At 39.8% G+C, this 13237-nt stretch carries 4 protein-coding genes; 1 reads left to right on the top strand and 3 read right to left on the bottom strand.

The window, feature by feature from the left end; all coding sequences use genetic code 11:
- Nucleotides 1-26: 26 nt before the first annotated feature.
- Nucleotides 27-10085 (bottom strand): LamG-like jellyroll fold domain-containing protein, encoded by a 10059-nt coding sequence (locus T8I65_RS12690; protein WP_322300954.1) that lies wholly within the window; start codon nt 10083-10085, stop codon nt 27-29.
- Between the two features lie 279 nt (nt 10086-10364).
- Nucleotides 10365-12008, bottom strand: coding sequence for an L-glutamate gamma-semialdehyde dehydrogenase (gene pruA, locus T8I65_RS12685; RefSeq protein WP_322300953.1), 1644 nt, complete (start codon nt 12006-12008; stop codon nt 10365-10367).
- Nucleotides 12009-12146: 138 nt separating this feature from the next.
- Between pruA and T8I65_RS12680 the strand changes: the two genes are divergently transcribed.
- Entirely contained in the window at nt 12147-12869 is a 723-nt protein-coding gene (locus T8I65_RS12680; protein WP_322300952.1) for an NRDE family protein, read from the top strand.
- On the opposite strand, the gene apaG is transcribed toward T8I65_RS12680, so the two are convergent.
- Entirely contained in the window at nt 12850-13236 is a 387-nt protein-coding gene (apaG, locus tag T8I65_RS12675; protein WP_026914360.1) for a Co2+/Mg2+ efflux protein ApaG, read from the bottom strand. The two genes, T8I65_RS12680 and apaG, sit on opposite strands and share 20 nt — an antisense overlap.
- Nucleotide 13237: the final 1 nt, after the last annotated feature.

Genomic DNA, 13237 nt, shown 5'->3' with positions numbered 1-13237 from the left:
ATGATCTTGTAAGAAACTACTTTCTATTATTTCACGATGATCTTTTTATTACAAATTGCATTTTCACAGAAAACCTTAACAATATATATTCCAGATCTCACTGGCCTTAAGCCAAGATAAATTTCCTTTTCTGAAGGAAGTCCATCGAACTCCTGTATCAGCTTACCACCCATGTCATAAATCAGAACTTTTTCAACTTTAAGTAAATCTTCATTACTAATTTTAACATTTCTGCTGAAGGTACTATAGGATATTCCTACTAGACCATCGACTACTGGCAATTCAGGTTCTTCTGGAATGATAACTGGATCAGGTTCCTGTGCCATTTCTTTGAAGAACACTATTTCGAAACGATCACTAATTTCACCTTCTGTCGTCGAGCCTTTAAATGAACCGGCAAGCAGGTCGTGGATACTGTCATTTTGTTTATCCTTCAGGTATAGTTCTTTATTTGCAGGCCAGTTTTCGGTACTATCTATTTTTATAGTAAATGACCCTTCCGAAGAAGTTTTTATAGCTAAGGGCAGTACTTGATCTTTTTCAAAATCAGGAACTCCCTGTATTACAAATCTATTTTCGGCAAACCACCAGTACATATCCTCTTTATTATTTTCGATAAGAGGCGCGTCATAACCAATGTCAAATCCGTTAGTAGTATTCACGTCTCTCGTAACCAGAATCTGTCTGTGATAACCTGCCGGAGATTCAAATTTCAACCTAATCTTTGCTCGATCATCCTCTGAGCTTTTTGCAGTCTTATTTTTGGAAGATTTAGGATTATCTTCTTGTTGTAGAAAAATAGATGGATCTACACTTTCTCTTCTATAAACTCTCTGGGTATTAGTAAACTGAATCTGTCCACCAAATGTATTTCCATTCACAGGAGCACTATTCAGAAAGAAACCTTGTGCTACCGGAATATATTGCAAAGCTTCTTTAGTTCCATTTCCACCTACCTGGCTTATACGCCAGTCATTTAAAATTGCAGGAGCAGAGCCTGCCAGGGTGTAGGTGGCATATCCACCAACATATTCTTCGAGAATATGTGTGCTTCCCGCAAAATGATCCCAGTAATAGAGTGTCCCATTAAAGACATTTTGAGAATTGTTTCCAGTTCCAGTTCCTACAACATTTAAATTATCTCGTAAAAATTCGTTAGCATCCAAAGCAGAAGGGAATGGATTACCAACCAGAAAATTCTGTGTTGAATTCAGACTCAATTCGGTGGTCGGAATATTACCGTTATTCGGTTTTCCGCGGAAAACATAATTCTGGGTCATTTGGTTTGGGCCCACAGTACCATCGGTTCCTTTCATAGAATAACCAGCGCCTGCAATTTGCATAAAATCTTTACCCATAAAGAGCCAGTCTCCGTAGATATCTGCGTCGCCTCCTCTGAAATCCCAGATCCAGGCATCGGTGATTGTTATAGGTGAAGTTCTTGCTCCATCTGCATCGAAATATCCAGTTTTCCAGTTAATTGCAGCAGGATTTTCGGCATTTGTGCCATCCATTAGAACATCTGCTAGTCGGTAACCTAAATTGTTCGAAGATCCCTGGGTACTCACGGGACTTGTCCAGTAATTATAATTAAAACTACTCATTCTACCTTGTTGATCTATTTCAACAAACCCACCGCTTTCATTCGCCAGGATGCTTCCGTGGTTTTGTAATAACTGAGATTCCCCCTGCAAATCTATACTACCGTCCAGATACAAATAATGACTAATGGTTATTGGATTACTAGCATTGATAGTTAATTCCTTACCTGTGGTCTCAGAAAGTAGACCGAGCATCGTGATAGCTCTATTGGCTTCAAAAGTATGATTGATTCTTGCTATGTTCCAGTCAATTAAAATGCCATCATAACCTTGGCTATTAGGTGCGTCCCAAACTTCGGGTCTTGCCCAGGTGTTAATATCGCTCCATGTAGAACCATCAGCATACGTAAAGTATGGCGTTGGAGAAGTATTCTCCTGATCTGTTTCAATATTAACCATTCTACCAGGATTCGCTGCATTAGCATGATTGGGTGTAAGTCCGTTCAATGGTTTTAGAGCATCCAGGAAGTAACCTGGAAGTTTATTATCCGGGTCTGGATCATTGGAATAAAGTCGATAGTACCCAGCAAGTTCAGTCGCAGTTTGATCATAGAAACTAACTCCATCTTCATCTAAATTGAAACCATTAGCGGTATAGTAGCTGCCATCAACGGTTCTGTTTGGTACAACTTCCCCTTCAATTGGACTAACGACCTGATTGGAAGAATTGAGTTTAAGTCGCTGGTTCATCATGAAACGAATCTCTTTTTCTGAAGGAGCAGTATTCCAGATCCTGACTTCCTCTATCCATCCTGAGAAGTGGTTGGTAGCAGTTTTAGTCGAGGCACTGTATCTCGCTCCAATTGCCGCGGTATTGGTTCCAGATGTATTTACACTAGTTCCTCCGGTGATTTCAATACCATCAATGTATAGTGTAGTTCCATTACTGGAAACTGCGATATGGTACCACCTGTCATTAGTAGTTACAAATTCAGAAAGATTTTCCATACTAAGTTCAAATCCAGGAGCGCTGAAAATTGTTCCTTTTGAAGCGTCTGTCATTCCTCCATCAGGAAGTGGTCTGTCGAATGGCATTATCCATGCTTCTAAAAAGAAACTGCCGGTATAATTATTTCCCAGATCTACATAATCATCATAACCATCAAAATCAAGAGTAACACAATCCACCAGACTTATAGTTTGTGTGGTATCTATTGGCGGGCAACCTGTATTTTCAATCAAAACTCCATTTTCATCTGTTGCTGTTGGACTAAGGACCCATCTTATTTTATAGTCACCCAGGTTTTCCGCAGTGAAAATAGCATTTGGGTCATTTACGGGTTCAAGATCGCTGCTATTATCCTGATTATCGAAACTAAAGCCAGTAGTAACTTCAATGTCATTTGAATCAAAAACTTTCCAGCTACCTACATAACCATCCAGAGTAGGGTACTCAACTATTTCCATGTTCTGTTCAGTTGCTGTAACCGTCGCATTGAGCACAATGGACAGGCTACCACATGCGCCTACAGCAGCAGAAACTTCTGTGGTATACTCATCAAAAGCCCAAACTCTAATGGTTTCAAAATTGTCTATACTCTGGCAGGCATTACCATTACTATCCAGGATAATTCTGGTCTGTACTTCAAAATCATTCCAGCCAATTTTTCTTGGAGTAAAGAATACTGTGTTTTGATTCACTTCGCCGATTTCTTCCAAAACGTTCCCGTCATCTGTAAGATCATCGTCATAATACCATTGTAATAATATATCCTGTGGCCCTTCAGGAACTTTAATGTTATCTACTGCCCAAACGTCTCCGTCTTTTCTGCCGTCATAGTTAAATCGAACACGCAGATTAGATTGACCAAGGTAATCACCAAGATCAACAACCATCTTGTTTTTAGGTCTGGTCGAAGGTGTACCTCCCCCAAAATCCAAATAATTACCACTTGATCCACCAGCCACGGTGCCGTCACCGGTATGAGTATATAATACAGTTTCATAAGTGCTACCGCCATTAGTAGAAATTTCCACAGTAATTGTTGCTCCGGCAGTAAGATTATAACCCTGATCCCAGATAAAAATGGCTTCATCCATACCGCTCAATGAAAACGGAGGAGTTTCCATATAAGAATCATTGGGCCCGGTTACCAAAGCAAATTTCTCATTCACATTTAATTCTGAAGTCCATCTTATAGTCGTTCCGGTGTTACCGCTAGGTAATGTTCCTGTATAGACCTTGCCATCTGGACCACCACTTGCATTCATTTTTAACCAGTGATCTGCTCTTCCATTATTGGCTGCGGCATCATAATCATTTACTGTTCCATCAGGTTGTGTAAAGTCCCATCCTTTATTTTTAATTCCAGCCTCTGTAAATTGTCCTCCTTCGAATTTTTCTCCGGTTGTGCTATACCCTGTTTCTGAGCTCAGGCTAATTTCTTCTCCGATGCAAATAATAGGTTTGTCGACTTCTACAGGTGTTGGTTTAATATCAGCAACAATTACGCTTGTGATAGCGGTTTCAGAAAAAACAGCATCAGTACAACTACCATTACTTAATACTGCTCTAAAGGTTGTAGATAAATTATTAATTAGTCCTTCAATCTGATTACTTTCTAAAAAAGTTTCGTTTGTTTCAATTGCAACCCATGTGTTCGAAGGTGCATTTCGATATTGCCAATAAGCTACCTCTCCAGTATAGCCAGAAAGACTCAATCTGCTTCCAAAACCATTTGCCGGATTTTCACAAGTGAGGAATATACGATCATTGTTGGAGTCCCAGGTTAGTTCACCACCAACCGGAAGTTGGTCCACAATAATAGTTGTTTCCACCGTATCTTCTGAGCATTCGCCATTCTGAACAGTTACTCGATAACTTGTAGTTTCTGTAAGTGTAAAGGTTCGTTCAGCACTTAAATTCCCATCCTCGAAATTTGTCCAGGCATCGCTGGTTTCCGCAGATTTATATTCCCATCTTATAATTTCGCCGGTAGTACCAGTTAGGCTTAGAGTGGCAATTCCATCCTGGATACAAATTCTTTCAGGTGCTGCTAATGTTCCAGCAACACTTACTTCGTCGACATTGATCGTAATATTGTAACTATTGGTACATCCGTTTAAGGTTCCTACAACAGTATAGGTGATTTCACCAGCTTCAGTTGGAGTAGGGGAATAAGTTGCACCGGTTGTTACTGAAGTGTCATCAACAAACCATTCGTAACTCTCTGCTCCGGAAGCATTCATTGTTATACTATCGCCCAAACAGATGGTACTCTCTTCGCCATCAATTTCCACGATCACATTCGGAAGATCCTTAATTCGAATTTCAACAGGCGTACGATCACTTTCACATCCGGTAGAAGCAAATGTCTGACTTACGTAATAAGTCTCATTTTCTGAAATACCTGTGTTCGGAATTGGTGCGGCAATAGTTTCAGAAGCATCGATAGAAGCATACCAGTTGATGGTTGCATTTTCTGCCGGAGTGACAGCGATAGCCTCTGTAACCTCTTCCTCAAAACAGAATTCGAAAACTACAGGTTCAGTCGAAATTGGATCTGGAGTATCCAGAATTGTAATCGTAATAGGCTCATAATCACTTTCACAAGAATTAGGTCTGGTTTGAGTAGCGAAATATTGTAAAGTTTTTGGCTCACTGGAATCTATAGTAATGTTGTTACCAATGAAATCGTATTCTGAAGTAGTTTCATTGTAAGTATACCATTTTGTTTCATTACCATCTTCAACTGTTGCCGTAAGATTCCCAGCCTCTTCATTTAAGCATAGAGTGAGGTCTTCTGTGACCGGATTTGGAGGTCTGGCTTCCACTCTAAACGTAAATTTATTAGAAGTTGCTTCGGAGCAAGTGAAATAATCGGGCCCATCTACCACTACCCAGTATTCACCAGAATCTCCATTCTCTCCAGCAGTAGGATTGGTAATTGTTAGGGTTCCGGTATATTCTCCATTAGTCCCCGATGGTCCTAGAACGTCAATGTCAATCTTACCAGCTTCTTCCGTCACGATTTCACCATCTTTGATCCAGTCGAAATTTAATATTGCACCATTAGCATGTCCTTTGAAAGTAAACGTAATGTCCTCCCGTGAATCTTCACAGATGGTAATATCTTCTGAAGGTTCTGTAATAGTAATGTCTTCGTCGACATTTAACGTAAAAATGGTTGACGTCGCAGTGTTACAGGAATTAGCTCCGGAAACTACCACAAAATATTCCAGAGCATCTTCTGCCGTAACGTTAGAGAAGCTAAGTACAGATTCATTCTCTCCTGGAATAACCTGATCAACTCCTTCGATGATTCTAAACCATTCGTAAGTGAGATCATCACCAGAAGCAAAAACTTCAAACTCAGCAGGACCGTTTGAACAAACACCTAAATTTACAGGGTCTGTGGTTATAATTGGTTCGTCTTTTATAGTGAAGTTTGCCGTTGCTACTACTTCTTCGCATGCCTCTGATGAGTCTATTATATAAGTAACTATATGATCACCCGGAACACTGGCCGAAGGATCTATCTGTCCATCTTCATTGATAGCCAGCCCGGTACTACCCAAGAAGGTTCCGTTTTCATAAATACCATCTTCATTCGAGAATGTAACGGTGATAGCTCCTTCTGAATTACAAATAATTTCGGGATAGCTAATAGTTACATTTGGAAGTCTTGTTATTGTAACTTCTGTAGTAATAATGACTTCAGCACAAGAGTTTGCAGCAGATATAGTATAGTATATATCATATGTACCGGCAGAACTTGCCTGTGGATTAATAGCGCCAGTCGCCGGATCTATACTTAGGCCTCCAGGTTCTGCGGAAAATATTCCTCCTTCGTAATTACCAACTCCGTTTTGAAATTCCGGAATTTGAAGGCTTGAGTTTGACGTGCAATATGCATTTGCATATACTATTTCAACTGAAGGCTCTTCGTTTATAATAACTTCAGTCGTCGCGATAGCCCTGTTACACACATCAGGTCCTTCATAGCGAACGGTATATGTATTCGCAATACTTAGTGAAGGAGTTATCTCACCGGTTGCCTCATCAATTATAAGTCCGCTTGGAGTTGCAGAATAAGTACCGCTTTCAAATTCGCCGGTTCCACTAAGCGTACCTGAGTAACTTCCTCCCTGTGAAGTGCAGAATTCACCAGAATAAGCAATTTCCGCTGTTGGATCTGGAGTCACCGTAATAGTTCCGGTTTGGCTTACCTGAACGCATTCCCCAGTGGTAGTAACTTCATAATCAAAACTTCCAGCTTCAGTGGCTGTCCCTGAAATTGTGAGAATGCCATTATTAAAACTACCATTTAGACCAACAGGCAAACCGGTAACAGCGGCACCTGTGCCAGGTTCAGTAATGGTAAACTCAATAGCGTCAATAGCAGTATTAATACAAATCTCCTGATTTTTATTTGTTGGATCACTGATAGTAACATCAGGATTAATTGTTAATGTGCCGGTAGTGGAAGCACTTATACAACTTCCTACGGTGTTCAAAGTATAATTAAAAGTCCCTACTTCTGCAGGAGTACCGCTTATTACAAAATTCCCACCTTGAATTACTCCGGAGACCCCTGCTGGCATTCCGGTCACCTGTACAGAATTAACTGAAGAATTTACAGGAAACTCCATATTAGCTATTGCAGAATTAAGGCAAACAGTTTGATCCTTATTAACTGCATCAATAATTTCATGATCTGGAGAAACTGTAATTGTACCACTAATAGAAGTTTGCTGGTCTGAGCAATCTCCTGTACTGTTAACAGTATAATCAAACTCACCATCTTCTGTTGGTGTACCGCTAATACTAAAAAGTCCATTATTGAATGTTCCGATAAGACCAGATGGTAATCCGGAAACAGTGGCACCTGTACCTGCTTCAGAAATTTCAAAGTCAATGGTTTCGATTGCTGTATTAATACAAACGGTTTGATCTTTTTCTGTAGGAGAACTTATTACTGCATCCTGAATAATATAAAGGGTAATGGAATCACTGGAATCTCCGCAGTCATTTCCAGTATTATCCTGTTTTTTAGGTTCTGGAACAGTCATAGTAAGTGTGACCTGCCCTGCAGCTTTATCTGCTGCATTAGGAGTGTAAATTACATTGAAAGGGCCATTTTTATTATTTCCTCCCACAGTCGAACCTGAAAATCCATTATTTCCGGAACTCGAACTTGAAAACGTAACGTCAAGTGTTGCATTCCCAAAGCTTCTCGTTCCAGATAGCTGAATACTGTTCTGCGATTTACAGATCGTTTGATCTTCCCCGAAATCTGCAATAATATGGTTATTGATCTCTATTCCAGTATAGGTGGCTGGTGTGCTTTCACCACAGATATTTTCGGCTACAACTGAAACTTCGCGGGTTCCACTAGATGCAGCGTTGGTTACATTAACCTGTATCGTATTAGTGCCTGCACCGCTAATTATATCCCAGCCAGTTGGAACTGTCCATTGATGTGGTCCTATGCTGGCTACGCTGAATGTGATAGGGTACGGCGGACAAACTAGATTGACACCATCAAGATCTGAAGTTATAGTTCCAGGATTTGCCGGAACGCCATCCACAGAGGTTACTGTAAAAGTAGTATTTGCACTATCACCGCAACTATTGGAAGCTACAACACTTATCTCACCCGAACCGGTACCGGCATTCACCGTTACATTATTGGATCCGTCACCAGATGCAATGGACCAGCCTGCTGGAAAGTTCCATATATAATTGGTTGCGTTATTTGCCGCAGGGACAGAATATATCAATCCGGTTGCGGTAGCACAAACTTCATTCTCTCCGGTAATTTGCGCAGGTGTATCTGGAACAGGTGGAAATACTTCCATTGTAATGTTGTTACTACTAGCTCCTTCTGAAGCTAAACATATTTCACTGGAGATAACTTCGAGAGAAACAACCTGTCCATTGGTGAGACTGGTGCTGGCATACGTTGTGGTATTTGTTCCAACATTTGCACCATCTAACTTCCATTGATATGTTGGACTAGCACCTTCATTAACAATAGATTCTATGCTGAAAATGACTTCATCTCCAGGACAAATATCCGTATCACTTGCTGTAATTGAGACTGAAGGTGTAAGATTTTCTAAAACTGTGGTTTGTATTTCATTACTCAGTACAGGGTTGGAGGTGGTACATTCTTCAGTACTGGTAAGTTCCACACTTACAATGTCTCCGTCGTTTAGAGAGCTTGTAGTAAAAACGCTCGAATTTCCTGCGCCAGTAGCATTGGAGTTGTTGACCTTCCACTGATAAGTTGGATTAGTACCTTCGTTTGTTGGTGTCGCTGTGAACGTAAGCTCTGTACCTTCACAGATTTCATTATCAACATCTGATGAACTTATAGTTACCCCAGGAATGAGATTTTCGTTCACTGTAATGGATCCTTCAAGAACTTCAGAATTTGAACAATCACCTGTGCTATAGATGCTGAAATTATGTGTTCCTACGAGACTAGTAGATCCACTTATAGTAAATGTTTGTCCCGAGAGAGTACCTGTAATTCCAGATGGTAAACCTGAGACACTAACAGCATCTGCAGTCTCTCCGATCGTATATATGATATTTTCGATGTTTTCACCTTGACATATTTGTTGCAAGTCATTTCCATTTGTCAATTGTATTGTTGCATCATTTAGAACTACTATAGTTCCAGACAGAGTAGCATTTGCACAGGCTCCTGTCGTTGTAACCGAATAGTTATACGTGCCAGCAGTCGTAGGGCTTCCCGAAATTCTAAAATTTCCACTGCTGTAGCTTCCTGTAACTCCAGGCGGGAGGCCGGATGCGTTTGCTCCACTCACAGTTCCCTGAAGAGTAAAATTGAGATTTGGAATCGCTGTATTTATACATGCATCACTAATATCACTTTCAGGTATAGTGATACTTGCGTCTGGTTGGATGGTTAAAGTTTTGGTTACTTCTGCAGTTTGCGATGTATAACAATTCACATTACTGGTTAGTAAAAGTCTAATATTGTAGGTTTTAGCTTCCGAATAAGTTCTGACTAGTCTTTTATTGCTGGAAGACTGCACTGAGACACCGTCAACAAACCATTCGTAAGTAGGGTTTGACCCTCCGTTTGTATTAGAACCCTCTATGGTTATACTTTGCCCAATACATTTATTTCCTGGAGGAATGAGAAAATCTACGGTTGGAGTTTGTAAATCATTCACTGTCATGGTGAACCTGCTGCTGGTAAGATTACAAGCAACTCCGCCTATCTCTGTAACAGATACGGTCACATAATCATTGTTCGCAAGAGAGTTACTAGAAAAAGTATTGCTAGTCGTGGGCGACCCGGCGTTATTTCCATTTATTTTCCACTGATAAATTTCCACACCGCTACCACCGGTAGTTGTAGCAGTAAATAATACTTCCGTTCCAGCACAAATCGTATTTCCAGTATCAGATGAAATTGACACAGAGGTAGGACAAACCTGCCCCCAACTTAAAATCGGGAGAACGAATAATACAAAAAACAAATTCCAATGTAATTTTTTAACCATAAGTCTGGCGGTTTAATTACAATAATAAATATCACGTAGGGTAGTAGTAGTAGGCTTTTACGCAAGTTTCCTTGCATGTAACTTGCTGGGGAACAAGTTTTTGGGGAAAGTAAATTTAAGTTAAAATTTTGAATTGTAGCATGTTATGCTAAAAAAACAAAAATTTATGATTGTAGAAAATAAGTGGTAGTTTGACATTTAAGAGGTGACATACCTGAAAGTCTATGAATAAAAAAACCGCCGGAAAGGCGGTTTTTTAAAACTATGTTCTCAGTGCGATTACTCACCTAAAAACGGGTATCTATAATCTGTAGCAGGGACGAAAGTCTCTTTGATCAATCTTACAGAAATCCATCTCATAAGATTCATCTTTGATCCTGCTTTGTCATTTGTACCACTGGATCTTGCTCCACCAAATGGCTGCTGTCCTACAACTGCACCAGTTGGTTTATCATTAATATAGAAGTTTCCAGCTGCATTCTGCAATAGATCTGTAGCCTGAGCAGCTGCATAACGATCCCCAGAGATAATAGCTCCAGTTAGTGCGTATATGCTTGTATTATCCACAGTCTGACAGATATCTGCCCACTTGGATTCATCAAAATCCTTATCATCGTATACATATACTGTTACTACAGGACCAAAAAGCTCGGTTTCCATCGTTGTATAATGAGGATCTGATGTAAGAATTACCGTAGGTTCTATAAAGTAACCTTTAGATTTATCATAGTTTCCTCCAACTACAATCTCAGCATTTTTATCGTTCTTAGCTTTTTCAATATAGCTTGCAAGCTTATCGAAAGAACCTTCGTGAATCACAGCATTTATAAAGTTAGACATATCTTCCGGAGATCCCATCTTGAATGATTGCACATCCTCAATCACGAAATCTTTAATTTCCGGCCAAAGGCTTTTTGGAATATAAACACGGGAAGCCGCGCTACATTTCTGACCCTGGTATTCGAAGGCACCTCTTGAAATGGCAGTGGCTACATGTTTAGCTTTTGCAGTCGGGTGGGCCAAAATAAAATCTTTTCCTCCTGTTTCACCAACTATTCTTGGATATGTTTTATAGTTCTGAATATTGTTTCCAATCTTACCCCAAATACCTTTAAATACGTCGGTACTTCCAGTAAAATGGATTCCTGCAAAATCCGGGCTGGCTAATACAGTATCTGTTACCATTTCTGGATCACCATTTATCATATTGATCACACCTGCTGGTAAACCTGCCTCTCTAAATACTTCCATCAATACTTGAGCAGATAACATCTGGCTATCACTAGGTTTCCAAACGGCTACATTTCCCATAAGCGCAGCACTTGAAGGAAGGTTTCCTGCAATTGCGGTAAAGTTGAACGGAGTAATAGCGTAAACAAAACCTTCTAGTGGTCTGTATTCTACGCGGTTCCAAACTCCATCTGAAGAAATTGGTTGCTCATCATACAATTCTGCCATGTACTCTACATTAAAACGTAGGAAATCACAGATTTCTGCAGCAGCATCAATCTCAGCCTGATAAATATTCTTCGATTGCCCGATCATCGTGGCAGCATTCATCTTTTGTCTGTAAGGTCCGGAAATTAGATCGGCAGCTTTTAAAAATATAGCAGCTCTTTGTTCCCATTCCAATTTTGACCACTTCTTTCTTGCTTCCAAAGCTTCAGAAATAGCTCTTTCCACATGCTTTTTCTCTGCAATATGGTAAGTTCCTGCAACATGAGCATGATCATGTGGAGGATTGATAGTTCTGGTATTCCCGGTTTTTACTTCTTCAGCTCCTATATAAAGAGGAACTTCAGTATTCGCATTCCAAAGGTCTTTATAAGTAAGTAATACTTCTTCTCTTTCTGGGCTTCCCGGAGCGTAACTTTTTACTTCTTCGTTAACCGCTACTGGTACGTGAAAAAATCCTTTTCCCATAAATATAAATTTTGTTTTTTCGTTTATTTCTAATTCCGATAAAGGTAAAAAAATTAAGTTGCGCACAATAACATCTGGCTTGCCTTTACTTAAGCTTAACTTTTTTTGTACATTTCATTAAAATTTTGATTTTAAAGCATGTGCACAGTTACTTTAGTCCCCCGTCCTGAGTCTATGTCTGGCTTTGTATTAACTTCTAACCGGGATGAATCGGTTGGTCGAGAAACCCTTTCACCTGCATGGGAACGCTTTGAAGGTGTAAGACAATATTTCCCAAAAGATAAACAGGCAGGAGGCACCTGGCTGGGAGTTAGTGAGCACTCCAGGTGTATATGTCTTATGAATGGAGCTGAAAAACCTCACGAACGCAAACCTGAGTACCGAAAAAGTAGGGGAGTGGTTGTTAAAGAATTTCTTGCAGCGTGTAGATTGCGATCATATCTAAACAAATATAATTTCGAAGGCATTGAACCATTTACTATGATCATTGTAGAATGGCATGATGGCTTATGCTTTCAGCAACTGGTGTGGGATGGAAAAAATTATAAACACGAATATATTCCTATAACTCAACATATCTGGTCATCATCTCCGCTCTATTCTGAAGCAATGAAGAAAAAGCGAAAACAGTGGTTTGAAGAAGTAAGCGCTGAAGGTTATACAGCCGAGAGTCTATTAAAATTTCACAAAAGTGCAGGTGAGGGCAATAAGGAATACGGATTGATCATAGACCGTGGATTTCTGAAAACTCAAAGTATATCACAGGTTGCAAATGGCTCTGATGGGATTAATTTTTCATATCAAAATTTAATAAATAAAGATACTTCTGAAGAATACCTTACTAGTTTAAAGCAAAGGTAGCAGCAAGTCTGAAGGGTGGGATTCTTACCTGAAATTCATTCGTAGTTGTGAAATTGATCATGTTATAGTATCCAGACATGGAACCAATAGGTGCGGTAAGTAAGCAACCACTTTGGTATGTATGACTTTCACCCGGTTTTAAAACAGGTTTTTTTCCAATCACTCCTTCTCCTGAAACATATTCGATTTCACTTAAAGCATCCTTGATCTCCCAGAATCTTGACTTTAACTGAACAGAATCGTTACTCTGGTTTTCAATGGTGATCTGGTAAGCAAAAGCATACTTCAGCTGGAAGTCCTTATAGAACTTACCTTCGAATCTGGTTTCCACAGAAATCTTAATACCTTTTGTAACCTGTTGAATCATA

This window comes from Christiangramia sp. OXR-203 (assembly GCF_034372165.1).
Classification (GTDB): Bacteria; Bacteroidota; Bacteroidia; order Flavobacteriales; family Flavobacteriaceae; genus Christiangramia.
Note: the sequence above shows the minus strand (reverse complement) of the source record. Positions and strands in the feature narration are given on the sequence as shown.